Raw genomic sequence first — 26,558 nt, 5'->3', positions numbered from 1 at the left:
TTTGCGCGTTCTGGTAATCAAGACCTCATCCCTGGGCGATGTGATCCACGCCTTGCCGGCGCTGACCGATGCGGCGCGGGCGATCCCCGGCATCCGTTTCGACTGGGTGGTGGAAGAAGGCTTTGCCGAGATCCCCACCTGGCACCCTGCGGTGGACAAGGTGATCCCAGTAGCCATTCGCCGCTGGCGCAAAAACATCTGGCAGACCATCAAGAGTGGCGAGTGGCGACGCTTCAAGCAGAGCGTCCAGTCGACCAAGTACGACCTGGTGATCGACGCCCAAGGCCTGTTCAAAAGCGCCTGGCTGACCCGCTATGTGCGTGCTCCGGTGGCGGGTTTCGACAAAAACTCCGCCCGCGAACCCATTGCCGCACGCTTCTACTCGCGACGCCTGGCCGTGGCCCGTGGGCAGCATGCGGTGGAGCGCTTGCGCCAGCTGTTCGCCGTGGCCCTGGGGTATGACCTGCCCAAGGCCCTGGGCGACTACGGCCTGAGTGTCGACAAGCTGCTCGGCCTGCCGCCGAAAAAACCGTTCGTGCTGCTGTTGCACGGCACCACCTGGGACACCAAGCACTGGCCCGAAGCCTACTGGCGCGAGCTGGCCGAACGCATGGGCCGGTTGGGCGTGGACGTGAAATTGCCGTGGGGCAATGCCGCCGAAAAAGCCCGGGCCGAACGCCTGGCCAAAGGTTTGAGCAACGCCGAAGTGCTGCCCAAGTTGAACCTCGCCGGCGTCGCCCGCGTACTGGCCGGCGCCCGTGCCTGTGTGGCGGTGGACACCGGCCTGGGTCACCTGGCTGCAGCCCTGGACGTGCCGACCATTTCCCTGTTCGGCCCGACTAACCCCGGCCTGACCGGCGCCTACGGCAAGGGCCAGATTCACCTCGCCAGCGACTTCCCCTGTGCACCGTGCCTGCAAAAAAACTGTACCTATCAACCGACGGCCGACGACCTGCGTCGGTTCGACATCAAGCGCGAATCGCCCCTGTGCTTCACGCGCCTGAACCCTGAGCGTGTGGCAAGCCGGCTGAGCACGTTGTTACTGGCTGAGGAGCTGCACTGATGCAACTGGCTTTTGTTCTGTACAAATACTTCCCCTTTGGCGGCTTGCAGCGCGATTTCATGCGCATCGCCCTGGAGTGCCAGCAGCGCGGCCACCAGATTCGTGTGTATACGCTGATCTGGGAAGGCGACATCCCGCCCGGTTTCGAAGTGCTGGTGGCGCCGGTCAAGGCGTTCTTCAACCATCGGCGCAACGAGAAACTCAGCGCGTGGATGGAAGCCGACCTGGCCAAACGCCCGGTGGACCGTTTGATTGGCTTCAACAAGATGCCTGGCCTGGACGTGTACTACGCCGCCGACGGCTGCTTTGAAGACAAGGCGCAGAATCTGCGCCACTCGCTGTACCGCTATTTTGGCCGCTACAAACACTTTGCCGAGTACGAGCGCGCGGTGTTTGCCAAGGACGCCAAGACCGAAGTCCTGATGATTTCCGAAGTGCAGCAGCCGCTGTTCATCAAGCACTACGACACGCCGCTGGAACGTTTCCACCTGCTGCCGCCGGGCATTGCCCAGGACCGTCGTGCGCCGCCGAATGCCGCCGAAATCCGCGAAGGTTTCCGCAAGGAATTCAACCTGGGTGACGACGACTTGCTGCTGGTGCAGATCGGCTCGGGTTTCAAGACCAAGGGCGTCGACCGCAGCCTCAAGGCCGTGGCCGCACTGCCGGCTGAACTGAAAAAACGCACGCGCCTGTTTGTAATCGGCCAGGACGACCCCAAAGTATTCCAACTGCAAAGCGCCACCCTGGGCCTGGGGGACAATGTGCAGTTCCTCAAGGGCCGCAGCGATATCCCGCGCTTCCTGCTGGGCGCCGACCTGCTGATTCACCCGGCGTACAACGAAAACACCGGCACCGTGTTGCTCGAAGCCCTGGTGGCTGGGTTGCCGGTGCTGGTCTCGGCGGTGTGTGGTTATGCCCACTACATCAGCGAGGCCGACAGCGGCCTGGTGCTGGATGAGCCGTTCGAACAGAACCAGCTCAACGAGTACCTGACGCAGATGCTCACCGACACTGCACAGCGCGCGGCCTGGGGCCGCAATGGGTTGGCCTTCGCCGAGACGGCCGACCTCTACAGCATGCCGCAGCACGCTGCGGATGTGATTCTGGCGGAGCCGAACCGATGAAGTTGATTCTTGCCGAACCGTTCAAGACGTTATGGGCCGGGCGTGATGCCTTTGCCGAAGTCGAGAAGCTGCAAGGCGAAGTATTCCGTGAACTGGCGGCGCGCCGCACGTTGCGTACCGTGGTGGAGGGCCGGCCGTATTTCGTAAAGATCCACCGTGGCATCGGCTGGGGTGAGATCTTCAAGAACCTGATCACCGCCAAGTTGCCGGTGCTCGGCGCAGGCCTTGAGTGGGCGGCGATTCATCGCTTGCAGCAGCTCGGCGTGCCGACCATGACCGGCGTGGCGTTCGGTGAAAAAGGCAACAACCCGGCCGACCAGCACTCGTTCATCATCACCGAAGAGCTGGCGCCGACCGTCAGCCTCGAAGACCTGACGATCAACTGGGTGGCCGAGCCGCCCGCGCCTGCGTTGCGCCATGCGCTCACCCTTGAGCTGGCGCGCATGGTCGGCGACATGCACCGTGGCGGCGTAAACCACCGCGACTGCTACCTGTGCCACTTCCTGCTGGACACCGCGCAACCTGTCGATGCAAAGCACATCAAGCTGTCGGTGATCGACCTGCACCGTGCCCAGTTGCGGGCGCACCTGCCGCTGCGCTGGCGCGACAAGGACTTGTCGGCGCTGTATTACTCGGCACTGGAAATCGGCCTGACCCGCCGTGACAAGCTGCGTTTCCTCAAGGGCTACTTCCGCCAGCCGCTGCGCCAGATCCTGGCCGAGCAATCGGCGTCCTTGAACCTGCTGCAGCGCAAGGCGGACAAGCTGTACGCGCGCAAGCAACGCTTGGGGGATGCGATCTGATGGCGGGTTGGAACCTGGAACCGGCCTACTCTGCCCTGGCGGATGATTTTGGAACCCTTGAAGCGGTGTTCGCGCTGCAAGGTGAACAATTGACCCGTGACCCCTTGTCGGAAGTGATCCGCGTGGAGCGGGGCGGGGTCAATTATTACGTCAAGCGCTACACCGGCGCCGGCAAGGGCCTGCGCCGCTACCTGGGCAAGCCCCGAGTGAAGTCCGAATGGCAGAACCTCAAGCGTTTTGCCAAGTGGGGCATTCCCACCGCCGACGTGGTTGCCTGGGGCCTGGAGCGCAAGGGCCTGGCCTACGACCGTGGCGCGATGATCACCCGTGAGCTGCCAGAAACCGAAGACCTGTCGGCACTCGCCGAGCGCCGTGACGCGAGGCTCAAGAACCCCAAGTGGGTCGATGCGGTCAGCCGCCAGCTCGCCGAATACACCCGGACCATGCACGATCACCGCTTCACCCATAACGACTTGAAGTGGCGCAACCTGCTGATCGATGACCAGCAGACCCTGTACCTGATCGACTGCCCCAACGGTGATTTCTGGCGCGGTTTCTGGCTCAAGTACCGCATCACCAAAGACCTGGCCTGCCTGGACAAGGTCGCCAAGTATCACTTGTCGGCCACCCAGCGCCTGCGTTTCTACATGCAATATCGCCAACGCACGCACCTGACGGCGTCGGACAAACAGCGAATTCGCCATGTGGTGAAGTTTTTCGAGGGACGCGAATGAGTGATTTCCTGGCGGCCGAAGACCGTGCCCTGCTTGAGCGCAACGGCCTGGCAAGCTTCGATGCCCTGTGGGCCAAGCAATTGGACGCAGTGGATGAGCCCAACACCAGCCGTGGCGGTTGGAGCAGCGTGTTCCGCCTGGAGCTTGAAGGCCAGGGTTACTACCTCAAGCGCCAGAGCAACTACCTGACGCGCAGCTTGCACCGCCCGTTTGGCGAGCCCAGTTTCTCCCGCGAGTTTCGCAACATCAGTCGCTACCGCTCGTTGGGCATTCCTGCCTTGCAAGCGGCGTTCTACGGCGAACGCAAGGTCGCCGGTGAATACCGCGCAATGCTGCTGACCCGCGCGCTGGATGGCTGGAACGACCTGGATTCCCTGCTGGAGCAATGGCCGCAGTTGAGCGATGCCCAGCACCGCGCGATCCTGCTGGCGTGCGGCCAATTGGCGCGCCGCCTGCACAGCGTTGGGCAGGTGCATGGCTGTTTCTACCCCAAGCATATTTTCCTGCAGGCTACTGCTGACGGTTATGCCGCGCAGTTGATCGACCTGGAGAAAACCCGCCCGCTGCTCTTTGGCTGGCGTGATCGGGTCAAGGATCTGGAACCGTTGTTGCGTCGCGCGCCACAATGGTCGGATGCGCAGGTACGCCAGCTGTTGGCGGCGTACCTGGAGCAACCTGCGGACAGCTCGCTGGTCGCCACGTGGTACCAGCGTTTGAGCGCCCGCCGTAGCCACAAGGAAAACCGCTGATGCGTTTGTCCGAGCTGAAAACCGCTGGTCGTACCCCGAGTTTGCCGATGACGATTGAGCTTGCCGATGCGGCGGGCCCTGGTCAGTTGCAACTGCTCAGCCTGCTGCGCGTGCTGCCGGGCGAGCGCTACGTGGGCGCGGGCGTCTGGCGCGGTCGCCCGGTGCTGGCCAAGTTGCTGGTGGGAGGCAAGGCGGCGCGGCATTTTCAGCGTGAACTCAGCGGCGTACGCTTGCTGGCCGAACAAGGCCTGACCACACCGTTGCTGCTGGCCGACGGGTTGCAGGAAGGCGAGGGCGGTTGGCTGCTGTTCGAATTTATCGAGGGCGCCGAGAGCCTGGCTGATGCCTGGCACGTCGTCGAACACCTGCCGCCCTTGGCAGACGAACAAACCGCCGTGCTCGCCGAAGCGCTGGGGGCGATTGCCCAGATGCATACCCGGGGCCTGTGGCAGGAAGACTTGCACCTGGACAACCTGCTGCGCCAAGACGGCAAGCTGTATTTGATCGATGGCGCGGGGATTCGCGTCGAAGAGGCCGGCAAGCCACTGTCGCGCAACCGTGTGCTGGAAAACCTCGGGGTGTTTTTCGCCCAGTTGCCGAAGAACCTCGAACCCTTTACCGAAGAGTTGCTGGTGTACTACCTGCTGGCCAACGGTGAACATGCCTTGCCGCTTGAGGCCTTGGAAAAACAGGTGCGCAAGGTCAGCGCCTGGCGCCTGAAGGACTTCCTGAGCAAAGTCGGCCGCGAGTGCACGCTGTTCAGCGTGGTGCGTGGTCCGTTTGCATTGCGTGCGGTCCGCCGTGAGGAAGAAGCCGCCATGCTGCCAGTGCTGGAGCAGGCTGACACGTTGCTCGACAGCGGCCACCTCTTCAAGACCGGTGGTGCCGCGACGGTGGCCAAGACCGACCTGGCTGGGCGCGCGCTGGTGATCAAGCGCTACAACATCAAAGGGTTCGTCCATTGGCTCAAGCGCTTCTGGCGCCCGAGCCGCGCCTGGCATTCCTGGCGCGAGGGCAATCGCCTGGCGTTTCTCGGCATCGCCACGCCCAAGCCGCTGGCTGTGCTGGAAAAGCGCTTTTTCTGGCTGCGCAGTCGCGCCTATCTGGTGACGGAATTGATCGCGGGCCCGGACATCATCGAGCGTTTCGCGCCCTACGTCGAAAGCGGCGACGCGCCGGAAAATGAACTGCAGGCCCTGGATCACCTGTTCGCCGAACTGATCCGCGAGCGCATCAGCCATGGTGATTTCAAGGGCCATAACCTGTTCTGGGACAAGGACCGCTGGTCGCTGATCGACCTGGACGCCATGCGCCAACACAGCTCTGACGCCAGCTTCGCCCCGGCGTACGCCAAGGACCGCGCGCGGTTCATGCGCAACTGGCCTGAACGCAGCGCGTTGTACCAACTGATCGATCAACGCCTGCCCAAACAGACCCTCTAACCCTCACGGGCTTACGCAACTGTAGTGAGCGGGCTTGCCCCGCGCGGCGGCGCGTCATTCACGCGTGAGGTGCCTGGCACACTACGGCGCGGCGGCGTGTCAGTCACGCTTGAGGCGCCTGATACACCGCGGCGCGGGGCAAGCCCGCTCACTACAAGTGTTGCGTGGGCAACAGTGATTGGGCAGTTGTGCTTAGGAATGACAGTCCGTTTTTACGCGCGTTTTCTATCTTTCTGATTTAAAACGATAAAAATCCTGGCACGGGCGCTGCAATGCCATCGGGTGAACCCTTTCACCGGTGGCTCAGGAGCCCTGTATGCCTTCCAGCCTTTCCTCGCTTTCCCGCTTGATCTGCCTCGGCGCCGCCCTGTTGCTGAGCTGCACCGCCCACGCCGCAGACGGCGATGATGCCGTGCCGTCACTGGCCGGCAAACGTATCGCTGTGAGCATGACGGGCACCAGTCACTATTTTGATATCAAGGCGTTCCAGGCCCAGGTCGAAGAAATCAAGCGCTTGGGCGGTACACCCATCACCCTCGACGCCGGGCGAAACGACAAAAACCTGGTGACCCAGCTGCAAACCGTGGTCACGCAAAAGCCCGATGCTGTGATCCAGACCCTCGGTACCCTCAGCGTGATCGACCCCTGGCTCAAGCGCATCAGTAAGGCCGGCATCCCGCTGTTCACCATCGATGCGCCGTCGCAGTACAGCCTCAATAACACCACGTCGGACAACGTCGCCACGGGCAAGGCGCTGGCCGACCAGTTGATCAAGGATGCCGGCGGCAAGGGCAAGATCCTGGTGTTCAACGGCTTCTACGGAGTGCCGGTCTGCGCGATTCGCTATGACCAGTTGAAGCTGGCACTCAAGGATTACCCGCAGCTCGAAATCATCCAGCCGGAACTGCGCGATGTGATTCCCAACACCGTGCAGGACGCGTATTCCCAGGTCTCGGCGCTGCTGAACAAATACCCGGCGGGCACGGTGTCGGCGATCTGGTCGGCGTGGGATATCCCGCAACTCGGCGCGAGCAAGGCGTTGATCGATGCCAAGCGCACTGAGATCAAGACCTATGGCGTCGACGGTACGCCGGAAGTGCTGGCGCTGTTGGGCCAGGCGAATTCGCCGGTCGGTGCCGTGGTGGCGCAGCAGCCCGCGCTGATCGGCAAGACGGCGGTGCAGAACGTTGCACGCTACCTGGCCGGGCAGCATGACCTGCCGAAGGAAACCCATGTAGCGACGTTGCTGACCACTGCCGCCAACCTGTCACAGGTTCAGCAACTGCGGGGTGATTGATGACAGCGTTGCACTTGCAGCATCTGCGCAAGCGGTTTGGCGCCACGTTGGCGCTGGAGGATGCGAGCCTCAAGGTCGAGCGCGGCACGATTCACGGCCTGGTGGGTGAGAATGGCGCGGGCAAGTCGACGCTGATCAAGATTCTCGCCGGTATTCACAAGGCGGATGCCGGGCAGGTGAGCATTGGCGGTCAGGCCTACGCCGCGTTGTCGCCGCGCCAAGTGGATGCATTGGGCGTGCAGTTCATCCATCAGGAGCGTCTGCTGCCGGCGAGTTTCACGGTGGGCGAAGCGCTGTTTTTCGGGCATGAGTTGCGCCGTGGGCCGTTTGTCGACCGTCGGCGGCAGCAGCGTGAAGCCGAGCGCTTGCTGGCGGAGTATTTCGACCTGCAGTTACCGGCCAGCGCGTTGATCAGCGAGTTGAACAGCGCCGAGCGCCAGGTGCTGCAAATCACCCGCGCGCTGATTCGCCAACCGAAGATCCTGGTGTTCGATGAGCCCAGCGTGGCGCTGGTCAAGCGCGAGGTCGACCAGTTGTTGCGCATCGTCAAGCGCCTGCGCGACCAGGGGTTGTCGATCCTGTACATCTCCCATTACCTGCAGGAAATCGACAGCTTGTGTGATGAGGTCACGGTGTTGCGCAATGGCCGGGACGTCGCGGTGGTGGAGCCTCGGCACACCTCGAGTGCCGAGATTGCGCGGCTGATGGTCAACCGCGACGTGCAGGACATGTACCCCAAGGCCCGCGTCGAACTTGGCAAGCCGCTGCTGCAAGTGCGTGGGTTGAACCTGGCCCGGCGTTACCGCCAGATCGATCTTGAGGTGCGGCGTGGTGAGATCGTCGGGCTGACCGGGCTGGTGGGCTCGGGGGCCAAGGAATTGCTCAAGACCCTGTTTGGCGTGGTGCGTGCAGACAGCGGCAGCATTCATCTTGATGGGCGTGTATTGCGCCTGCGTTCCCCCGGCCAGGCGATTGCGGCCGGCATCGCCCTGGTGCCGGAAGAGCGCCGCAGCCAAGGGATTTCGCCGCTGCTGTCGGTGCTGGAAAACCTCACGTTGGCAGGGCTTTCGCGGTTCAGTCGCGGGGGGCTGCTGAGCCGCCGCAAGGAGCACGCAGAAAGCCTGCGCTTGATCGACGAACTGGCGATCAAGGCGCCTGGGCCCCACGCGGCGGTGAGCCAGCTCAGTGGTGGCAATCAGCAGAAAGTTGCCCTGGGTAAATGGCTGAGCCGGCGCTCGGCGGTGTACCTGTTGGATGAGCCGTGTGTGGGCGTGGATGTCGGCGCCAAAGTGGAAATTTATCGATTGATCGGACGCTTGGTCGAGGGGGGCGCCGCGGTGTTGGTGTTGTCATCGGACTTGCCGGAATTGTTGGGCATCAGCGATCGAATTCTGGTCCTGCATCGTGGCGAAATAGCCGGTGAGTTTCGCGCCGGGGACGCCGACAGTGACCTGTTGTTGGCGTGTGCCACGGGCGCGGTGCCAGTACCTGCTGTGCAACCGCGGGAGGTCGAACATGCTTGAGGCAACCGCGTCAGGTTTTTCGCAACGCGTGTGGGTGCTGGTGTTACGTCGAGGGGCCGTGGGCGTGTTTCTGGCGATCCTGCTGGGGTTTGCCGTGGCGGCGCCGAACTTCCTCTCGGTGGCCAACCTTGCGAATGTGTTCAGCCAGTCGGCGATCCTCGGGGTGCTGGCCTTTGGGCTCACCTGCGTGATTATCGGCGGCGGCTCGAATGTGGTCGCCGGTGGGTTGGACCTGTCACTGGCAGCGAACCTTGGCTTGTGCGCGGCGGTATTCAGCCGGCTCAACAATGCCGGGCTGGAACTCTGGCTCACCCTGTTGCTGACCCTGGGTTGCGGTCTCGCGGTCGGGCTGCTCAATGGCTTGGCGGTGGTAGTGCTGCGCTTGCCGCCTTTGTTGGCGACGCTGGCAAGCATGAATGTGCTGGCCGGACTCGAACTGGTGCTGACCGAGAACACCGTGGTTTCCACCGACTCGCCCCTGCTCGATGTGCTCAGCGGCGGCAGTTGGCTGGGCGTGCCGGCGCTGGCGTGGGTGTTGCTGGTCACGGGCGGGCTGTTGACGCTGCTGATCCAGCATTCAGCCTATGGGCTGCGTTTGCACGCGGTGGGTGAATACCCTCAGGCGGCCGAGGCGGCGGGTCTGCACAATGCAGGGTATGTGGTGTCGAGTTACCTGCTGTCGGGCGCGTGTGCGGCGGTGGCCGCGTTGTGCTCGGCGGCTTTTTTCAGCGGCAGCACCACCGGTTCCGGTGAGATGCTGCTGTCGGTGGTGGCGATCGCGTTTCTCGGCGTGGTGTTTTCCTGGCGGTTGGTGGCAAGCATCCCGGGCACGTTGCTCGCGACCTTGCTGATCGGTTTTCTGATCAACGGATTTCAGCTGTTGAACGTGTCGAGTTTCTGGGTCAACGGCGTGCAGGGTGTGTTGATCCTGTTGGTGGTGGCGGCCTCCAGTGCCTTGAATCGAGGAGCCCGCTCATGAACCCACGCGCATTACTGCCGCTGACATTGCCGTTGGTGTTCGCGGTCATCGTCCTGGTGTTTGCGCTACAGGCGCCGGGGTTTCTCAGCAGCGGCAACTTGAAAAGCCTGGTGCTGAACAATTTCGTGTTGCTGGCGGTCGTGGCGATCGGTATGACCTACGCGGTGGCGGCGGGCGGCATCGACCTGTCGGTGGGCACCGCGCTGGATTTCGCCAGCTTTACGTTCGTGGTGCTGCTCAATGGCGGCCATGGCTGGGCGATTGCAGTCGTGGGGGCGCTGGCGGCTGCGTTGTCAGTGGGGCTGGTGAATGCAGGGCTGATCGCGGGGCTGCGGATCAGTCCGTTTCTCGCCACGCTCGGTACGTTATTTATCGGCACCAGCGCCCAGCAACTGATGTCGGACGGCGGCCAGCCGATTTACATCGCCGAGGGCCTTAAGCCGGGGCTGGCCGGCCTGCCTGCGCTGTTGATCGTGTTGGGGCTGGCATTGTTCTATGGCCTGGCACTGGCTCGCGGGCGCCTGGGGCGCGAGCTGCTGGCCCAAGGTACGCAGCCGCTGTTGGCGTACTACTCGGGGTTGTCGGTGCGGCGGATCGTCACCGTGGTGGCGCTGGCCACTGCCCTGGCGTGCGGGGTGGCCGGGGTGCTGCTCAGTTCGACGGTCAGTGCCTATGTCCCCTTGTCTGGCAATGCATTCCTGCTCAATGCCATCGGCGCGGTGTTTATCGGCACCACGTTGAGTCGGCAGGGCCGGGCGAATATCCCCGGGACTCTGCTCGGCGTGCTGTTCATCAACGTCATCGCCAACGGCCTGCTGCTGATCGGCTGGAACTTCTATTGGCAGCAGGTGGCGACCGGCGTGCTGATTTTTGTGGTGTTGAGCTTCAGCTTTGCCAGTCGTCGAGTGGTGGCGAGCCACTAGCGGGTTATTGGGCCTTGAGCAAGATCATGCCTTCGTACTGGGCTTGGTAGGTCATCTGAACGTCGCGTCGTGATGCTAATTGCAGGGTGCCGGCCGTTACCTTCAGGCTGGCGCGATCGATCAGAATTGGTATTCGGCGCCGGCGCCCGCATACCACGAACGGCCGGGCGCAGCTTCGTAGTAGCGGCCATTGCCGTCGCCGACGATCACCGAGCCCACGTATTGGCGATCCAGCAGGTTGTCCAGGCGCAACGTCTGGTGGAAGGTCCAGTGCTCGATCTTCTGCTCGAAGCGCGCACGCCAGTTGAACACGCTGTAGCCGGGTGCTGCGTGCTGTTGGTTGGTGTCTTCGACGTAGACCTTGCTGCGGTACAGGCCTTCGAGGGCGGTGCTGAGCCAGTCCCGGGGCTTCCAGTTCAGCTCGGCGAACAGGGTGGTTTGGGGCACGCCGGGCAGGTAGTTGCCTTTGTCGACGGCGGTCGTGCCGCCGCTGACGAAGTCACTGTCGTAGGTGGCTTGCAGGCGGGTGTAGGCGAGGCTGGTGCTCCATTGTTCACTCAACTGGCTTTCCAGGCCCAATTCAAAGCCCCGACGCAAGGTGCGGCCCGCATTCTGGTAGGTGGTGCGGCCGCCGACGGATTGTTGCACCACCAACTCGTCCTCGGTGGTGATCTGGAACAGCGCGGCGTTAACACGGGTGTCTTGACCGACGCGTGCTTTCAAGCCGACTTCATATTGCTTGCTGACCGATGGCTTGAGCGCAAAGTTGAAACCGTTGGCGGTGCTGGAATAGGCCGACTCGGCCTGGGTCGGGGTTTCAAACCCCTTGCCCGCGCTTACATAGCCGTGCAGGTCCGGGGTGAAGGCATACATGACGCTGACCGACGGCGTGTTCTTCTGATAGGTCTTGTTGCCGCTGTCATTGCCGTCGCTGAGGTAGTGGTCGTCCACGTCCATGGTCATGCTGCTGTGGCGCAGGCCCGCTTGCAGGGTCCAGTCGCCGAGCAGCCAGTTGGCCTGCACGAACGGATCGAGGCTGGTAGCGGTGTCGATTTCATCACGGCCCAGGGCGCCCTTGACGCCGTGCACGCCATTGACGGTATTGGAATAGCCCTGGCGGTCATCCCGGCTGCGGTCGTAGTCGAGGCCGGTGATCAGGGTCAGGTCGCCGGGGGCGCTGGTGATGGGTTGCAGCCAATGGACGGAGCCGCCGTAGAACGTGCGGTCGAAGTCGACAACGCCGCCGCGCTTGTCGGCGGCGGTGCCACCTGGAATCGACAGGTACTGAATCACGCTCCGCCGCCCCGTATAGGCATTCACTTGCAGGGTTGCATCGCCGATGTAGCGCTCGTAATTCAGGCCTATTTGCTGGTGATCGATACTTTTGCGCGTGTTGTACAACAACGCCGCCGGTGCCACCGAGCGCGGGTCTGCCTTGTAAGCCGCCCAGGTTTGCCCCAGTGGGTCCTGGGTGCCGTTCTGCTCCAGGCTGCTGTAGATCAGCGCGAGCTTGCTGTCATCGTCCGGCTGGACGTTGAGCTTGGCAAAGGTCTGGTCGCGGCGTGCGCTGCTGTGGTCGCGGTAGCCGTCGGTGTCCATGCGCGAAGCGTCGAGCACAAAGCCTGCGCCATTCGCGGCGCCTTCAGCCGTGAGGTGGTTTTTGCTCAGGCCGTCGCTGCCCACCAGGGTCTCGGCACCGATGCGTGGCGGGCCTTCGCCGTCGCGGGAAAACATCTGGATCACCCCGCCGGCGTTGCTGCCGTACAGGGTGGCGGCCGGACCGCGCAGCACTTCGATGCGTTCGGCCGTATCAAGGTTGAACGTCGCTGCCTGGCCCTGGCCGTCCGGGGTGCTGGCCGGAATGCCATCGGCGATCAGCTTGATGCCGCGCACGCCGAACGCCGAGCGGGCGCCGAAGCCACGGGAAGAGATCTGCAGGTCCTGCGCATAATTCTGGCGGTTCTGTACCACCAGGCCGGGCACGCGGGACAAGGCTTCGGAGGCGTTGATGCCCAGTTGGCCGTCACTGATCTGCTCGTGGCTGATGCTGTTTACCGAGTAGGGCAGGTCGAAGGTCGGGCTGGCGCTGCGTGAACCGGTGACCACGCTGGGGTCGAGGATCAGTGGGGCGTCTTCCGCCCATGCGGGGGCGCCCAAGGCGAGCAGGCTGGGCAGTAACAGGGTAAAGCGGGCAAGGGTTTTCATGGGGCAGCCGAAATCTGTGGCGCATAGGTCATAGACGCGCAAAAGGGCGCGAGTTTAGTGGTTTGGGCGATTTTTACCATTTCGGAGTTTTCTTACGAGTCGCATCGGCGCGCCTGGCTGGGGTACGGAGTGGGTGGGTGCTAGCGTGGCGGACCCTTGGAGAGGACTCGTCATGACCTTGAAAAACACGACGATACTGAGTGTCGTTGCCCTTGCCTTGAACGGCTGCGGTACGCTGAATACCGTACTGCGCGACGATGTGGCGGCCACCCGGGAGTTGCGTAACCAGAAGACTTACTGTCAGTCCATCCCCCGCGTTTATAGTGGCCTGGCTTTCGACTTTTGCCTGCTGAATGCAGCGCCCGACTACACCGGTGTGTTGTTACCGTTGGTCCTGGTCGACATGGCAGCTTCCGGGGTTGCTGATACCGTTGTGCTGCCCTATACGATTTACCAGCAGAATACGCTGGGCAACCTGGGGATCTATTGGCGGTCGAGTCGATCATGAGCTGGAGCCACATAGGTGTTCCGGGCCAGGCTCGGTTCTAGCCTTTCGGGTAAAAGGAGACGTCCATGAATCGTGGAACCCAAGTACTGCTGGTAGCAGCCGTGCTGTTGCTTTCCGGTTGCGGAACCATCAACACGGTTTTTCGCCCGGACGCCGTGGCCAGCCAGAACCTCAAGGATTCGCGCAGCCACTGTGAAAACGTACCGCGTATCTACAGCGGAGTGATCTACGGGTTTTGCACGCTCAACGGTGAACCCAGGCCTGAAAAAAGCCTGAAAGACCAGAGCGTGCTGGACAGCGCGGGCAATGCCTTCCCGGTCATCGCCATCGAAGCCGTGGCCTCGGGCGTGCTGGACACGCTGGTGCTGCCCTACACGATCTACCGCCAGAGCAAGGACGGCAGTATCGAGATCTACCGCTAGGGTGCAGTGACAACCGGTCACCACATTCCCTAGATCATCACGCGGCGTGTTTACGCTATAATCCCGCCCTTTAGCTGTTTCTCGCCCAGGCGAGAGGCACACTTTTTTCAGGCGCAACCCGCCTGCATGCAGACTAAAAGAGGCTAGACCCCTGTGGCATTGACGATTCTTGGCCTGTCCGGCGCCCTTAGCCATGATCCTTCCGCAGCCCTGTATATCGACGGCAAGCTGATCGCGGCCGCCGAAGAAGAGCGCTTCGTACGCGACAAACATGCAAAGAACCGCATGCCCTACGAGTCGGCGAAGTTCTGCCTGGAGCAGGCCGGCATCAAGCCTTCCGACGTTGACGTGGTTGCGATCCCGTTCGCCCCGATCAGCCTGTTCGGCGAAGCGCGCTGGCACTACGCCAAGCGTTACTGGTACGCCCCGGACCGCGCCCTCGACGCAATCCTGATGGGCAACCGCCGCTACAAGCGCTATCGCAACAAGATCGTCTGGTGCCTGGAGCAACTGGGCTTCGATCCGAAGAAAATCAAGATCGAACCGGTTGAACACCACCTGGCCCACGCTTCCAGCGCCTACCACTGCTCCGGCTTCCAGGAAAAAACCGCGATTCTGGGCATCGATGGTAAAGGTGAGTACGCCACTACGTTCTTCGGCTACGGCGAGAACGGCAAGATCCACAAGATCAAGGAATTCTACGATCCGGACTCCCTGGGCGGCCTGTATGGCGCGATCACCGAGTTCCTCGGGTTCGAGATGCTCGACGGCGAGTTCAAGGTCATGGGCATGGCGCCGTACGGCGACGCCAGCAAATACGACTTCTCGCGCCTGGCCTCCTTTGAGAACGGCGAACTGGTGATCAACACCGAATACGCCAATGTCATCGGCCTGCGCCGTTACAAAGAGAAGGGCAAGGGCTTCTACTTCTCGCCAAAACTGATCGAGTGGCTGGGTCCGAAGCGCGAAGGCGATATTGCCGACGAGCCGTACATCCACTACGCCGCGAGCATGCAGGCGCTGTTCGAGAAGCTGGCCCTGCAGATGATCGACCACTACCTGGGCGACATCCTCAAGGACACCGGCAAGCTGGCCTTTGCCGGTGGTTGTGCGTTGAACGTGAAGCTGAACCAGAAAATCATTGCCCGTGATGACGTGAAAGAGCTGTTCGTACAGCCTGCGTCCGGCGATGCCGGCACCGCCGTTGGCGCGGCGGCCTACGTGTCCCACGCCCGTGGTGTGCCGGTGGAGAAGATGGAACACGTCTACCTCGGCCCGTCCTACAGCAACGAAGACGTGATTGCCGCGTGCGCCAAGCACGAGAGCAAGCCGAACTGGCGCAAGATCGAGAACATGCCCAAGCGCATCGCCAAGATCATGGTCGACGGCAACCCGGTGGCCTGGTTCCAGGGCCGCATGGAGTTTGGCCCGCGTGCGTTGGGTGGTCGTTCGATCATCGGTTGCCCAAGCGCCACCGGCGTGGCCGATCGCATCAACCACCAGATCAAGTTCCGCGAGCGCTGGAGGCCTTTCTGCCCGTCGATGCTCGACACCGTGGCCCCGCAGATGATCAAGGTCGATCACCCGGCACCGTTCATGACCTTCACCTTTGAAGTGGCTGAAGAGTGGAAGACCCGCGTGCCGGAAGTGGTCCATGAAGATGGCACCTCCCGCGCCCAGGTGCTCAAGCGCGAGTACAACCCGCGCTACTACGACATGATGAAAGAGCTGGAAGTGCTGACCGGCAACGGTGTGTCGCTGAACACCTCGCTCAACCGTCGTGGCGAGGCGATGATCTGCTCGCCGACCGACGCGCTGAACATGTTCTTCGGTTCCGACCTGCAGTACCTGATCATGGAAGACATCCTGGTGGTCAAGGACGGCGTGGACCCTTATGACGCTGTGGTCTAAATGCTGAACCGCTTCCAGGGCTGGCGTGAACGTGGCTGGGCGCCTGTCGAGGCCGAGGTTTACGCCCAGGCCTGGCAGCGTTTTGGCGGCAGTGTGGCAACCCACCCGCTCGTGATCGAGCGGCTGGCCCGCCTGGCACAGATTCCCGTGCGTTACCTGGGCTGGGAGCAGGACGGCGAGCTCAAGGGGGCGATTGCCACCTGGGGCCGCGACCTGGCCTTGTCCAAGGACGTGCTCAAGCGCAGCGGCAAGAAAGGCCTGTTTGACCTGGGCAATGCCGAGATCATCCTGCCGATTGCTGCAGACGCGCAGTTGCCGGTACGCCATCGCGGGCGCTACCTGTCGGCGCTGAACGAAGGGCGCATCAGCACCCTCAAACCTCAGGCCGAGCAACTGGCCATGGCGCGTACCCCTGAAGACCTGTCGAAGAAGTTTCGCTACAACCAGCGCCGCGAGTTGCGCTTGCTGGAAGAAGCGGGCGGCGTGGTACGGGCCGTCAGCGAGTTTTCCAGCACTGAACTGGCGGCGATCTATTGCGACCTGTTCCAGCGCCGCTGGGGGTTTGCCGCCACCGGCGCCGAGCGTCTGGCCGACGTGCTGGAGCTGCTCAAGGAGTTTTTGATCGGCTCGGTGCTGTTTCTCAATGACGCCCCCATCGCCGTGCAGTTGGTGTACCGCGTCGAGGCGCCCGAGTGGGTGAGCATTGAGTACGTCAATGGTGGGGTCGACCCTGAAACCCGTGCGTTCAGCCCCGGCAGCGTATTGAGTTTTCTCAATACGCAAAGTGCCTGGGAGCAGGCGCGCGCCGTGAATAAACCCCTGCGTTTCTCCTTCGGACGCGCCGACCGTGAATACAAAGAGCGTTGGTGCAACCCCGTGCCGGTGTTCAGCCTATGAGCCGTAAACGTCAATTGCTGCAGCGCCACCGCCGTAACAAACGCGTGGCGCTGTTGATCGCCCTGGTGGGGCTGGTGCTCGCCGGCGTGCTGGTGGCCTGGTGGTTGACGCCACTGCTGGCGGTGCTGCTGTGGGCTGCCCATGAAGCGTGGTTTGCCGACCATCTGTTTTATTCACCCAAGGAAGACTATCAGTACCGCTTCCCTGCGGGCAGCCAGTCGGCCGCCTTGCGCGTGGAGGCTGGTCGCCTGGTTCCCCAGGCACCGCTGAGCCTGGTGGGCGATGAGACGTTGATCGTCGAAGTGCAGCTGAAAAGTAATCTGCTGGGGCGTTTTCTTGACCCGACCGTGCTGTTGTCGGGCGATCGCCAAGTGTTTGAGCGTGGGGTGTCTGGCAAGCGTTACCTGAACCTCACGGGCTCGGCACAGGCGTTGGCAGCCGGTGAGCTGAGCCTGCGCGGGCGCTACTGCCGCGTGGTCGGCGACATGACCCTGTGGGTGTTCCGCCAACCGGATTACGCCCGCCAGCGGGTCATGGTGATTGCGCCCCATGCCGATGATGCCGAGCTGGCGGCGTTCGGTTTGTACGGCCAGGCGGATGAAAGCTGGATCGTGACGCTGACGGCAGGCGAAATCGAGGCTGAGCACTATCAACAGATGGGCATGCCCAAGGCCGATGCCGCGCGGAACAAGGGGCGCCTGCGCGCCTGGGACAGCATTGCCGTGCCGCGTTGGGCCGGGGTTCCCGAAGCGCACTGCGTGCAGCTGGGTTATTTTTGCCTGCAACTGCCGGCCATGCGCGCCACGCCGGATCAGCCCCAGGCCTCCCGCGAAGCGGAAATGGACGATACACGGCTGTTTCGTCAGTTCAATGCATTCGCCCTGCCGGGCGATGTGGACGGCGCGCCGACCTGGGTCAACCTGATTGCGGACCTGCGGGCGTTGCTGCTCAAGGCGCGTCCCGAGGTGATTGTGTTGCCCACGCCGGTCCTTGACCCGCATCCGGACCACATCTATGCGCATGCCGCAGTGGTGGAAGCGCTGGAAGGACTTGAATGGCAACCGACCACGTTGCTCGGTTATGCCAACCATCTGCATGATAATGACCGTTGGCCCATGGGCGACTCCGGCGCCGGTGTGGCCTTGCCGCCACAGTTTGATACGGATCAGGTGCTTGAGCCGTGCTGCCGGGTGCTATCGTTGCGCACTCAACAAGACAAGGCCATGGCGCTGGGCATGATGCATGACCTGCAGCCACGCCCGCCGTTCAAGCGCCGTGTGCGTCGCCTGTTGCAGCGAGTGCTGGCAGGGCGTGGACCATCGCCTTATGGGGAGAATGAGTTCTTCCGCAAGGCGGTACGGCGTCACGAGCTGCTCTGGGTCCTGAAACAGGATTGAGCCTTTACCTATTCGTTGGGCTGCCGCCCGCAGCCTGATTGCCCCATGGAGTGATATGGAACCTCGTTTCAAGGTGTTGCAGTTACAGCCGGACTACAACGTCAAGGTCAATGATTTCGCCGACCTCGGTGAGCAGATCGTCAAGTCGTTGCCGGTTGAACGTTTTGAGGTGACCTCGGCGTTTCTCAGCGGTCGCCCGCAACCGGGCCAGCCCCTCAGCGTGGCTGACCATTCCAAGTATTTCGAGTTTCCGGAGAAGGCTCTCAAGGGCATCCGCCTCGGTGCCATGTGGGAAATCTACAAGTATTGCCGTGAGCAGAAGTTCGATGTGGTCATCTGTAACCGTTTCAAGTCGGTGAACATGATGCTGTCGCTCAACCGCTGGTTGAAGATCCCGCTGTGCATCGGCATTTCCCACGGCTTTGGCGAATACGAGCGAGCCTATCGCCGGCGCCAGACGCGTCGGTTGGTCAGCCCGGCGTGGCGCTTTGTCGGGGTGTCGGCGGCGGTCAGGGATTATCTGGTCGGTCTCAATTGCGGCTTCACGCGCGACAACACCTCCTTCGTGACCAATGCCATCGACATCCCCCAGGCCGAAGCCTTGCAGCTGCCCCGTGAGCAAGCGCGGCAAGCCTTGGGGCTGCCCATGGATGCGCGCATCATCGGGGCCCTGGGCCGGCTGGTGCCGATCAAGGGCCACACCCATCTGCTGCAGGCTTTTGCCCGCCTGAAGGACAAGTACCCGAACGCCCAGGTCGGCATCATCGGTTCTGGCCGCGCCGAGGCGGACCTGCGCGCAGACATCGAGCGCCTGGGCCTGACCGGCCGTGCACACCTGCTGGGTTTTCGTGAAGACGGCCTCCAGTACGTACGTGCCTTTGACATCTGGACCATGCCGTCCCTGCTCGAAGGCCTGGGGCTGGCATTGCTCGAAGGCATGAGCGGGCGCCTGCCGGTGATCGCCTCAAACGGCCCGGCCATGTTGCCGCTGGTCGAGGGGGCGGGCGGCTTGTCCCATGAGCCTGGCAATGTGGAGCAACTGACGACGGCCCTGGACACTTACCTGGCCATGAGCGACGAGCAACTGCGCGCCAAGGGCGAGCAGGTGTTCCAGTACCTGGAACAGAATCACGCGCTGGCGGAATTCCAGCAGAAATACCTAGACCTGATCGAAACCGGTTTGAAAGAAGTAGGTAGAGCATGACGACGCAACAACCCCTGGTCTCGGTGATTATCGCGTCCTATAACCATGGCCGTTACATTGAAGAAAGCATCCTCAGTGTGCTTGGCCAGACCTATCCCAACATTGAGCTGCTGGTGGTAGACGACGGCTCCACCGACGACAGTGTTGAGCGTATTCAGCGCCTGCAGGCCGAGCACGGGTTTGACTTTCAGGTGCAGAAGAATCAAGGCCTGACCGCAACGCTCAATGGCGCCATCGCGCGCGCCAAGGGCAGCTTGATCGCCTCGTTCGGTTCTGACGACATCATGTTGCCGGATCGTATCGCGATTCAGGTCGCGTATATGGACGGCAAGCCGAACGTCGGGATGTGCGCCGGCAACATCGAGTTGATCGATGGCGAAGGCAACCTGCACCCGGAGAAAAAGCAGCGTCGCGACGTGCCGTTTCGCAGCCTGGATTTCGACGACATGTTCATGGATCGCAAGCCTTTCCCGCCTGCGCCGACCATGCTGATTCGCCGCGAAGTGCTGGATGAAGTCGGCGGCTTCGACCCGGATATCCCGCTGGAAGACCTGTTGATCCAGCTGAAGATCACGGCGGCGGGGTACACCATTGACGCGCTGGGTGTGGTGATGGCGCGCTATCGGCAGCATGCCAGCAACACCTACAAGAACCACCGCTACATGATCCAGAACATCCTCAAGACCTACGCCAAGTTCAGCGAGCATCCGGCTTACGACGCCGTGCGCTACAACTTCCTGAACTCGATGTTCCTCAAGACCGCCGACCGTGACCGGCCGCTGGCGCGAGAGATTCTCAAGCAGATTCCATTGAAGTTCTGGGGGCGCAAGACCTTGCGTGGGCTGGTGCGGCTGTATGTGTCGCCGCTCAGGAAGTGAGTCGGCGCAGGATGTGAAAAAGGCGACTATCAGTGTGTGATAGTCGCCTTTTTTATTCAGGTGGCGGGCTTGGCCAGGCTCAACACCCGGGCGCGGATTTTCGCCGTGGCCTCTGGGGTGGCGATCGAGGCGTACCCTTTGGCCAATTGCTCGAAATGAGTTTCGAACAGCCAGCTGCGGTCCTGAGGGTAGCGCTGCATATGGTTCAGGTTGCGCTGGCGCAGCGCGTTGCGCAGGGGCGATGGATAGATGCGCAGGTCAGCCACATCGATCAGGCCAAACTCACCGTCGTCCATCAGCAGGACGTTGCCCAGGTGCAGCGAGCGGAAGTACACGCCACGCTCGTGAAGCACGGCGACGAAGCGACCAAAGCGCTCGATCAACGATTCGCGCAGGCTGCTGTCCAGGCTTTGCAAGGCTTGGCGCAGGGTCAGGCCGGAAAGTGGCGCGTAGACCACGGCGCTGCTGCCATCGCGCAGGGCGTAGAGGTTGAGAATCTGTGGTGCAGGGATGCCCAGGTTATGCAATTGCTCGCTGTTGCTGGCAAACCGTTCGGAGTAAGGGTTGAAGCTGCCCGAGGTGTACCAGCGACGCGGGCGGAATACCTTGAGGAAACGGCCGTCTTCCAGGCGCAGCACTTTCGGGCCAAGGCCATCGGCTTCGATCACGTGGGCATTGCTGCTCAATTGCTCAAAGGCTTCGGGCTTGAGGCTTTGCACCGGCATGCGCAGTACGCTGTTGCGGCGTTGGGCGATACTCAGGCCGGCGATGATTGCCAGGGGAATCCACAGCAGGAACCAATGCTCCTTGGGGCGCGACAGGATGCCACCGCCTTCGGTGAGGCCGGCGCCGATGCCGTAGGCCAGCAGGGACGACGCCAGGATGAACAGCGGTTGTGCGCGTTGCTTGAGGCCTTTGTACAAGCCCCAGCCAAGCATGAAGATCCACGGGATGAAGCCGATGATGCCGACGTAATACAGCACGCCCAACGCAAAGCTGTGGGGCTCGCGCAACTCGGAACCTTCTGAAATCGTCAGGTATAGCTCGGAGTCATAGCTGTGGCCGATCCACGGATGTTCGGCAATGCGGTGCAGTGACATTCCCCACAGTTCAAGGCGAAATGAGCTGCCGCGTTCGGTAATGGATTCCGGGTAGAGCAGTAATAGTCCGACAGCCCCCAACACCATGCTCGCGATCAGCAAGACAGAGCGGTGGTTGCGGCTGACAAAGGCCATCCACAGGGAGGCCAGGGTCAGCGCCACCAACGGCGTACGTGAGCCGGTGGCGAGCACGGTTGCAGCCATGATGGCCAGTGCCGGTATGCTGAACCACAGCACCTGCAGGCGCTTGGTGGTCATGCACACGTAGAGCCAGTAGACACAGAAAAAGCCGAAGAGATGGGAGCTCAGCAGCGGATTGTCGAGCGCGCCACGCCCGCCGATCATGCGCATGCCTGGCGAGAAGTCTTTCACAAAGGCCGAAAGGCTGAACAGGCAGGACACCAACGCAATCACCGCAGCACTGAAGAAGATCGGCTTGAACAGGTCATTGCGATAATGCAGCAACAGCCCGCAGCCGCCGAACAGCAGGAAGGTGTGCAGGGGGCGTTTGAACAGGTCGGTGTCAGCGGTGGGTTCCGGACTCCACAGCAAACTGGTCAGTGCCCAGGCGGAAAACACCAGAAAGCCAATGGCCAGCGGCTCACGCAGCAACTCCTTGAATTCCCGCGGGCGCAGGAGCAGGAGCAGCAGGGTTGGTGCGCTGAAGAGGCCGTAGTAGAACTTGTGCAGCACATTGCGGTTGGTCACGAAGAACAGCGAGCTCAGGAGCAGCAACAAGCCAATGGGCAAAATCCATAGGACCAGGAAGTCGAAAACACGGTTTGAGCCATAGATCAGGCGCTTGGAGTGCATACAGAAAAGCCATTCCGGAAAGAGAAAGCCGACCATCTTAGAGTAGTGGCTATATAATGTCGCCGGTTGGATCCAACCGAGTTGAGGGTCATGCAGGGTGCAAGTACAACAGAGAAGCTGTGCTAAAGTCAGCCTCCTTTTTCAAAACGCCGCGTGATATGACCGACTCCAGTCCGAGCGCAAGCCCTTCGAGCTTGAAAATATACTTCCGCCTGCTCAGTTACGTTAAGCCCTACATGGGCCTGTTTGCGTTGAGCATCGTCGGATTTCTGATTTTCGCGTCGACCCAGCCGATGCTGGGTTACATCCTCAAGTACTTTGTCGATGGCCTCTCCAACCCGGAAGCCGTGCTGTTCCCCACCGTGCCCTTTCTGCGTGACCTGCAACTGCTGCAGGCCGTGCCGCTGCTGATCATCCTGATTGCCGCCTGGCAGGGCCTGGGTTCGTTCCTGGGCAACTACCTGTTGGCCAAGGTTTCCCTGGGCCTGGTCCATGACCTGCGCGTGCAGTTGTTCAACAACCTGCTGACGTTGCCCAACCGCTACTTCGACAACCACAACTCCGGGCACCTGATCTCCCGCATCACCTTCAACGTGACCATGGTCACGGGGGCGGCGACCGATGCCATCAAGGTGGTGATCCGCGAAGGCATGACGGTGATCTTCCTGTTCGCCTCCCTGCTGTTCATGAACTGGCGCCTGACGCTGGTGATGATCGCCATCCTGCCGCTGATCGCGGTGATGGTGAGCACGGCCAGCAAGAAATTCCGCAAGCAGAGCAAGAAGATCCAGGTGGCCATGGGCGACGTGACCCACGTCGCTTCGGAAACCATCCAGGGCTATCGTGTGGTGCGCAGCTTCGGCGGCGAGGTCTACGAGGAAAAACGCTTCCTCAAGGCCAGCCAGAGCAACACCGACAAGCAGTTGCGCATGACCCGCACCGGGGCGATCTACACCCCGGCGCTGCAATTGGTGATCTACACCGCCATGGCGGTGTTGATGTTCCTGGTTCTGTACCTTCGCGGCGATGCCTCGGCCGGTGACATGGTGGCCTACATCACCCTGGCCGGCCTGTTGCCCAAGCCTATCCGCCAGTTGTCGGAAGTCAGCTCGACCATCCAGAAAGGCGTGGCCGGTGCCGAAAGCATCTTCGAGCAATTGGACGAAGAGGTGGAGGTCGATCACGGCACCATCGAACGCGACAAGGTCAGCGGTCGCCTGGAAGTGCGCAACCTGAACTTCACCTACCCGGGCACCGAGCGCCATGTGCTCAAGGACATCAGCTTCGTAGCGGAGCCTGGGCAGATGATTGCCCTGGTGGGGCGTTCGGGCAGTGGCAAGTCGACCCTGGCCAGCCTGATCCCGCGTTTCTACCACCATGAGAGCGGCGAAATCCTGCTCGATGGCGTGGAGATCGAAGACTACAAGCTGCTCAATCTGCGCAGGCACATCGCTCAGGTGACCCAGCATGTGACCCTGTTCAGCGACACGGTGACCAACAACATCGCCTATGGCGATTTGGCCGGTGCACCGCGGGCGGATGTTGAAGCGGCGGCGCGGGATGCCAACGCCAAGGACTTCATCGACCAGTTGCCCAAGGGCTTCGACACCCAGGTGGGTGAGAATGGCGTGCTGTTGTCCGGCGGCCAACGCCAGCGCCTGGCCATCGCCCGCGCTTTGCTCAAGAACGCGCCGCTGCTAATTCTCGACGAGGCGACCTCGGCCCTCGACACCGAATCCGAACGCCACATCCAGGCGGCGCTGGACAAGGTCATGCAGGGCCGCACCACCTTGGTGATCGCGCACCGCTTGTCCACCATCGAGAAGGCCGACCTGATCCTGGTGATGGACGACGGCCGGATTGTCGAGCGAGGCACCCACGGCGAGCTGTTGGCACAGAACGGCTACTACGCCCGCCTGCATGCCATGGGCCTGGATGCGCCTGTCTCGGCCGACATCACCTGACCCAATGATTGTACCGGCCTTTTGTGGGAGCGGGCTTGCTCGCGAATGCTGTCTGACATTCAACTGTGATGTTGACTGATACACCGCTTTCGCGAGCAAGCCCGCTCCCACATTTGTCCTTCGCCGGATTCACAGCGCCACAAGCCTCCTGTAACCCTGTGCTAATATCGCGCCCCTGTTCATTTTGTATGTGGGTTGCTCCATGAAGTTGTCCATGCCGCGATTCGATCAAGCCCCTGTCTTGGTGGTCGGCGATGTCATGCTCGACCGTTACTGGCATGGCGGTACCTCACGGATTTCCCCTGAGGCACCGGTACCGGTAGTCAAGGTCGAGCAAATCGAAGACCGTCCAGGTGGCGCTGCCAACGTTGCCCTCAATATTGCCGCCCTCGGCGCACCGGCCTCCCTGGTGGGTGTGACCGGCGACGACGAAGCTGCCGACAGCCTGGCCAACAGCCTGCGCGGTGCAGGCGTGCGTGCGTTGTTCCAGCGCATCGCTCACCAGCCGACCATCGTCAAGCTGCGGGTGATGAGCCGTCACCAGCAATTGCTGCGTATCGATTTTGAAGAACCCTTCTCCACCGACGCCCTGGCCTTGAGCGGCCAGGTCGACGAGTTGCTCGAAGGCATCAAGGTGCTGGTGTTGTCCGACTACGGCAAAGGCGCCCTGAAGAACCACCAGGTGCTGATCCAGGCGGCCAAGGCCAAGGGCATTCCGGTGCTGGCCGATCCCAAGGGCAAGGACTTTTCGATTTATCGGGGCGCCAGCCTGATCACGCCAAACCTCAGTGAGTTCGAAGCCATTGTTGGCGGCTGTGCCGATGAGCACGAGTTGGTGAGCAAAGGCGCTGCACTGATGGCCGATCTCGACCTGGGCGCGTTGCTGGTGACCCGTGGGGAGCACGGCATGACCTTGCTTCGCCCCAATCACCCGGCGATCCATTTGCCGGCCCGTGCCCGTGAAGTGTTCGACGTGACTGGCGCTGGCGATACCGTGATTTCGACCCTGGCCGCCTCCATCGCCGCCGGTGAAGAATTGCCTCACGCCGTGGCCCTGGCCAACCTGGCGGCGGGCATCGTGGTAGGCAAGTTGGGTACGGCAGCCATCAGCGCACCTGAGCTGCGCCGGGCGATCCAGCGTTCCGAAGGTTCGGAGCGTGGCGTGCTGGGTATCGAGCAATTGCTGCTGGCGATTGACGATGCCCGCGCCCACAACGAAAGCATCGTGTTCACCAACGGCTGTTTCGACATCCTGCACGCCGGCCACGTGACTTACCTTGAGCAAGCGCGTGCCCAAGGCGATCGCCTGATCGTCGCGGTCAATGACGACGCCTCGGTCAGTCGCCTCAAGGGCCCGGGCCGTCCGATCAACAGTGTTGATCGGCGCATGGCCGTGCTGGCCGGCTTGGGTGCCGTGGACTGGGTCATCAGCTTCCCTGAAGGGACGCCTGAAAACCTGCTGGCCCAGGTCAAGCCGGACGTGCTGGTCAAGGGCGGTGATTACTCGGTCGATCAAGTGGTCGGTGCCGATATCGTCAGCGCCTATGGCGGCAAGGTCAAAGTGCTGGGCCTGGTCGAGAACAGCTCGACCACGGCCATTGTCGAGAAGATCCGCAACAATGAGTAACGCTGATAAGTGGGTTCTGATCACCGGAGGGGCGGGTTTCATCGGCTCGCACCTGGTGGATGCATTGCTCGCCAGGGGCTACAGCGTGCGGGTCCTGGACGACCTGTCCACCGGCAAGCGCAGCAACCTGCCGCTGGACAACCCACAGGTGCAACTGATCGAAGGTGACGTCGCCAACGCTGAGTTGGTGGCGCAAGCCGCTGTCGGCGCTGCGGCGGTGGTACACCTGGCAGCCGTGGCGTCGGTACAAGCCTCGGTGGATGACCCGGTGAGCACGCACCAGAGCAATTTTGTCGGCACTTTGAATGTGTGCGAGGCCATGCGCAAGGCGGGTGTGAAGCGCGTGGTATTCGCTTCCAGCGCGGCGGTGTATGGCAACAACGGCGAGGGGGCTTCGATTGACGAAGAAACCACCAAGGCACCGTTGACGCCCTATGCTTCCGACAAGTTGGCGGGCGAGCATTACTTTGACTTCTACCGCCGCCAGCATGGCCTGGAGCCGGTGATTTTCCGCTTCTTCAATATCTTCGGGCCGCGCCAGGATCCGTCGTCGCCGTATTCCGGTGTGATCAGTATCTTCAGCGAGCGTGTGCAGCAGGGCCTGCCGATTGCCGTGTTCGGCGATGGCGAGCAAACCCGCGATTTCATGTACGTGGAAGACCTGGTCGATGTGCTGGTACAGGCCATCGAAGCGCCCGAGGCGCCGCTGGGCGCGATCAACGTCGGCTGGAACCGCACCACGACGCTCAAGGACGTGCTGCAGGCCTTGGAAGAGATCGTCGGCAAGTTGCCGGTGGTGACTTACGGGCCGGCGCGTTCCGGGGATATCCGGCATTCGCGGGCGAATAACCAGCGGTTGCTGGGGAGCTTCACGCTGCCCGAGCCCACACCCTTGAAGGTTGGCCTCGCCCGCCTGCTCAACCGCTGACCCAATCGCTGTGGGAGCTGGTTTGTGTGGGAGCTGGCTTGCCTGCGATACAGGCAGCTCGGTCCTC

The 26,558-nt window shown here is 62.0% G+C and carries 22 protein-coding genes; 20 read left to right on the top strand and 2 right to left on the bottom strand.

The features are described from left to right. Position 1: 1 nt before the first annotated feature. The 10 genes from waaC to M2394_RS12515 all read left to right on the top strand — a co-directional run bounded on the left by waaC (position 2) and on the right by M2394_RS12515 (position 10,637). Positions 2 to 1,063, top strand: a complete 1,062-nt coding sequence (gene waaC, locus M2394_RS12560) for a lipopolysaccharide heptosyltransferase I (protein ID WP_259172696.1) — start codon at positions 2 to 4, stop codon at positions 1,061 to 1,063. Then, entirely contained in the window at positions 1,063 to 2,187 is a 1,125-nt protein-coding gene (locus tag M2394_RS12555; RefSeq protein ID WP_178918632.1) for a glycosyltransferase family 4 protein, read from the top strand. The genes waaC and M2394_RS12555 overlap by 1 nt, the downstream gene beginning before the upstream one ends. Beyond that, positions 2,184 to 2,990, top strand: coding sequence for a lipopolysaccharide core heptose(I) kinase RfaP (gene rfaP / locus M2394_RS12550; RefSeq protein ID WP_178918633.1), 807 nt, complete (start codon positions 2,184 to 2,186; stop codon positions 2,988 to 2,990). The genes M2394_RS12555 and rfaP overlap by 4 nt, the downstream gene beginning before the upstream one ends. Then, a complete protein-coding gene (locus M2394_RS12545) occupies positions 2,990 to 3,724 on the top strand; it encodes a lipopolysaccharide kinase InaA family protein (protein WP_259172695.1) in 735 nt (244 codons plus the stop codon). Before rfaP ends, M2394_RS12545 begins: the two co-directional genes overlap by 1 nt. Beyond that, on the top strand, positions 3,721 to 4,473 hold the full coding sequence (locus M2394_RS12540; protein ID WP_178918635.1) for a lipopolysaccharide kinase InaA family protein: 753 nt from the start codon (positions 3,721 to 3,723) through the stop codon (positions 4,471 to 4,473). Before M2394_RS12545 ends, M2394_RS12540 begins: the two co-directional genes overlap by 4 nt. Then, positions 4,473 to 5,915, top strand: coding sequence for a lipopolysaccharide kinase InaA family protein (locus tag M2394_RS12535; RefSeq protein ID WP_259172694.1), 1,443 nt, complete (start codon positions 4,473 to 4,475; stop codon positions 5,913 to 5,915). Before M2394_RS12540 ends, M2394_RS12535 begins: the two co-directional genes overlap by 1 nt. A gap of 316 nt (positions 5,916 to 6,231) precedes the next feature. Next, positions 6,232 to 7,212: a sugar ABC transporter substrate-binding protein gene (locus M2394_RS12530; protein ID WP_259172693.1), complete on the top strand. Its 981-nt coding sequence runs from the start codon at positions 6,232 to 6,234 to the stop codon at positions 7,210 to 7,212. Next, the gene (locus tag M2394_RS12525) at positions 7,212 to 8,735 is read left to right on the top strand and encodes a sugar ABC transporter ATP-binding protein (protein WP_259172692.1); all 1,524 of its coding nucleotides are present in this window, start codon (positions 7,212 to 7,214) and stop codon (positions 8,733 to 8,735) included. Before M2394_RS12530 ends, M2394_RS12525 begins: the two co-directional genes overlap by 1 nt. After that, positions 8,728 to 9,714 carry an ABC transporter permease gene (locus M2394_RS12520; protein WP_259172691.1) on the top strand — a complete coding sequence of 329 codons (987 nt, stop codon included), beginning with the start codon at positions 8,728 to 8,730 and terminating at the stop codon, positions 9,712 to 9,714. The genes M2394_RS12525 and M2394_RS12520 overlap by 8 nt, the downstream gene beginning before the upstream one ends. After that, positions 9,711 to 10,637 (top strand): ABC transporter permease, encoded by a 927-nt coding sequence (locus M2394_RS12515; RefSeq protein ID WP_259172690.1) that lies wholly within the window; start codon positions 9,711 to 9,713, stop codon positions 10,635 to 10,637. The genes M2394_RS12520 and M2394_RS12515 overlap by 4 nt, the downstream gene beginning before the upstream one ends. A 120-nt stretch (positions 10,638 to 10,757) precedes the next feature. On the opposite strand, the gene M2394_RS12510 is transcribed toward M2394_RS12515, so the two are convergent. Then, entirely contained in the window at positions 10,758 to 12,842 is a 2,085-nt protein-coding gene (locus tag M2394_RS12510) for a TonB-dependent receptor (RefSeq protein ID WP_259172689.1), read from the bottom strand. Positions 12,843 to 13,014: 172 nt separating this feature from the next. Between M2394_RS12510 and M2394_RS12505 the strand changes: the two genes are divergently transcribed. The 7 genes from M2394_RS12505 to M2394_RS12475 all read left to right on the top strand — a co-directional run bounded on the left by M2394_RS12505 (position 13,015) and on the right by M2394_RS12475 (position 20,059). Then, positions 13,015 to 13,350 carry a YceK/YidQ family lipoprotein gene (locus M2394_RS12505; RefSeq protein ID WP_178918643.1) on the top strand — a complete coding sequence of 112 codons (336 nt, stop codon included), beginning with the start codon at positions 13,015 to 13,017 and terminating at the stop codon, positions 13,348 to 13,350. Positions 13,351 to 13,415: 65 nt separating this feature from the next. Continuing rightward, entirely contained in the window at positions 13,416 to 13,772 is a 357-nt protein-coding gene (locus M2394_RS12500) for a YceK/YidQ family lipoprotein (protein WP_178918644.1), read from the top strand. Between the two features lie 153 nt (positions 13,773 to 13,925). After that, the gene (locus M2394_RS12495; RefSeq protein ID WP_178918645.1) at positions 13,926 to 15,683 is read left to right on the top strand and encodes a carbamoyltransferase; all 1,758 of its coding nucleotides are present in this window, start codon (positions 13,926 to 13,928) and stop codon (positions 15,681 to 15,683) included. Further along, positions 15,684 to 16,580 carry an antimicrobial resistance protein Mig-14 gene (locus M2394_RS12490; protein ID WP_259172688.1) on the top strand — a complete coding sequence of 299 codons (897 nt, stop codon included), beginning with the start codon at positions 15,684 to 15,686 and terminating at the stop codon, positions 16,578 to 16,580. It abuts the gene before it with no gap. Beyond that, on the top strand, positions 16,577 to 17,977 hold the full coding sequence (locus M2394_RS12485; RefSeq protein WP_259172687.1) for a PIG-L deacetylase family protein: 1,401 nt from the start codon (positions 16,577 to 16,579) through the stop codon (positions 17,975 to 17,977). Before M2394_RS12490 ends, M2394_RS12485 begins: the two co-directional genes overlap by 4 nt. 55 nt (positions 17,978 to 18,032) lie before the next feature. Beyond that, positions 18,033 to 19,181 carry a glycosyltransferase family 4 protein gene (locus M2394_RS12480; RefSeq protein WP_259172686.1) on the top strand — a complete coding sequence of 383 codons (1,149 nt, stop codon included), beginning with the start codon at positions 18,033 to 18,035 and terminating at the stop codon, positions 19,179 to 19,181. After that, positions 19,178 to 20,059 carry a glycosyltransferase gene (locus M2394_RS12475; RefSeq protein WP_259172685.1) on the top strand — a complete coding sequence of 294 codons (882 nt, stop codon included), beginning with the start codon at positions 19,178 to 19,180 and terminating at the stop codon, positions 20,057 to 20,059. Before M2394_RS12480 ends, M2394_RS12475 begins: the two co-directional genes overlap by 4 nt. A gap of 56 nt (positions 20,060 to 20,115) precedes the next feature. On the opposite strand, the gene M2394_RS12470 is transcribed toward M2394_RS12475, so the two are convergent. Beyond that, a complete protein-coding gene (locus tag M2394_RS12470; RefSeq protein WP_259172684.1) occupies positions 20,116 to 21,972 on the bottom strand; it encodes a bifunctional O-antigen ligase/aminoglycoside phosphotransferase family protein in 1,857 nt (618 codons plus the stop codon). Between the two features lie 158 nt (positions 21,973 to 22,130). On the opposite strand from M2394_RS12470, the gene msbA reads away from it, so the two are divergent. The 3 genes from msbA to M2394_RS12455 all read left to right on the top strand — a co-directional run bounded on the left by msbA (position 22,131) and on the right by M2394_RS12455 (position 26,491). Then, the gene (msbA, locus tag M2394_RS12465) at positions 22,131 to 23,936 is read left to right on the top strand and encodes a lipid A export permease/ATP-binding protein MsbA (protein WP_178918651.1); all 1,806 of its coding nucleotides are present in this window, start codon (positions 22,131 to 22,133) and stop codon (positions 23,934 to 23,936) included. A gap of 202 nt (positions 23,937 to 24,138) precedes the next feature. Next, positions 24,139 to 25,563, top strand: a complete 1,425-nt coding sequence (gene hldE / locus M2394_RS12460; protein ID WP_259172683.1) for a bifunctional D-glycero-beta-D-manno-heptose-7-phosphate kinase/D-glycero-beta-D-manno-heptose 1-phosphate adenylyltransferase HldE — start codon at positions 24,139 to 24,141, stop codon at positions 25,561 to 25,563. Next, entirely contained in the window at positions 25,556 to 26,491 is a 936-nt protein-coding gene (locus M2394_RS12455) for an NAD-dependent epimerase/dehydratase family protein (protein WP_259172682.1), read from the top strand. Before hldE ends, M2394_RS12455 begins: the two co-directional genes overlap by 8 nt. Positions 26,492 to 26,558: the final 67 nt, after the last annotated feature.

Source organism: Pseudomonas sp. BIGb0164, assembly GCF_024810135.1.
Lineage (GTDB): Bacteria > Pseudomonadota > Gammaproteobacteria > Pseudomonadales > Pseudomonadaceae > Aquipseudomonas.
The sequence above is the reverse complement of the archived record's forward strand: the minus strand, read 5'-3'. Positions and strand labels throughout refer to the sequence as shown.

Bases quoted from the DNA above. Each gene is read 5' to 3' on its own strand.
- M2394_RS12555 (WP_178918632.1), top strand. From the start codon at position 1,063: ATGCAACTGGCTTTTGTTCTGTACAAATACTTCCCCTTTGGCGGCTTG.
- rfaP (WP_178918633.1), top strand. From the start codon at position 2,184: ATGAAGTTGATTCTTGCCGAACCGTTCAAGACGTTATGGGCCGGGCGT.
- M2394_RS12545 (WP_259172695.1), top strand. From the start codon at position 2,990: ATGGCGGGTTGGAACCTGGAACCGGCCTACTCTGCCCTGGCGGATGAT.
- M2394_RS12540 (WP_178918635.1), top strand. From the start codon at position 3,721: ATGAGTGATTTCCTGGCGGCCGAAGACCGTGCCCTGCTTGAGCGCAAC.
- M2394_RS12535 (WP_259172694.1), top strand. From the start codon at position 4,473: ATGCGTTTGTCCGAGCTGAAAACCGCTGGTCGTACCCCGAGTTTGCCG.
- M2394_RS12530 (WP_259172693.1), top strand. From the start codon at position 6,232: ATGCCTTCCAGCCTTTCCTCGCTTTCCCGCTTGATCTGCCTCGGCGCC.
- M2394_RS12525 (WP_259172692.1), top strand. From the start codon at position 7,212: ATGACAGCGTTGCACTTGCAGCATCTGCGCAAGCGGTTTGGCGCCACG.
- M2394_RS12520 (WP_259172691.1), top strand. From the start codon at position 8,728: ATGCTTGAGGCAACCGCGTCAGGTTTTTCGCAACGCGTGTGGGTGCTG.
- M2394_RS12515 (WP_259172690.1), top strand. From the start codon at position 9,711: ATGAACCCACGCGCATTACTGCCGCTGACATTGCCGTTGGTGTTCGCG.
- M2394_RS12510 (WP_259172689.1), bottom strand. From the start codon at position 12,842: ATGAAAACCCTTGCCCGCTTTACCCTGTTACTGCCCAGCCTGCTCGCC.
- M2394_RS12505 (WP_178918643.1), top strand. From the start codon at position 13,015: ATGACCTTGAAAAACACGACGATACTGAGTGTCGTTGCCCTTGCCTTG.
- M2394_RS12500 (WP_178918644.1), top strand. From the start codon at position 13,416: ATGAATCGTGGAACCCAAGTACTGCTGGTAGCAGCCGTGCTGTTGCTT.
- M2394_RS12490 (WP_259172688.1), top strand. From the start codon at position 15,684: ATGCTGAACCGCTTCCAGGGCTGGCGTGAACGTGGCTGGGCGCCTGTC.
- M2394_RS12485 (WP_259172687.1), top strand. From the start codon at position 16,577: ATGAGCCGTAAACGTCAATTGCTGCAGCGCCACCGCCGTAACAAACGC.
- M2394_RS12480 (WP_259172686.1), top strand. From the start codon at position 18,033: ATGGAACCTCGTTTCAAGGTGTTGCAGTTACAGCCGGACTACAACGTC.
- M2394_RS12475 (WP_259172685.1), top strand. From the start codon at position 19,178: ATGACGACGCAACAACCCCTGGTCTCGGTGATTATCGCGTCCTATAAC.
- M2394_RS12470 (WP_259172684.1), bottom strand. From the start codon at position 21,972: ATGCACTCCAAGCGCCTGATCTATGGCTCAAACCGTGTTTTCGACTTC.
- msbA (WP_178918651.1), top strand. From the start codon at position 22,131: ATGACCGACTCCAGTCCGAGCGCAAGCCCTTCGAGCTTGAAAATATAC.
- hldE (WP_259172683.1), top strand. From the start codon at position 24,139: ATGAAGTTGTCCATGCCGCGATTCGATCAAGCCCCTGTCTTGGTGGTC.
- M2394_RS12455 (WP_259172682.1), top strand. From the start codon at position 25,556: ATGAGTAACGCTGATAAGTGGGTTCTGATCACCGGAGGGGCGGGTTTC.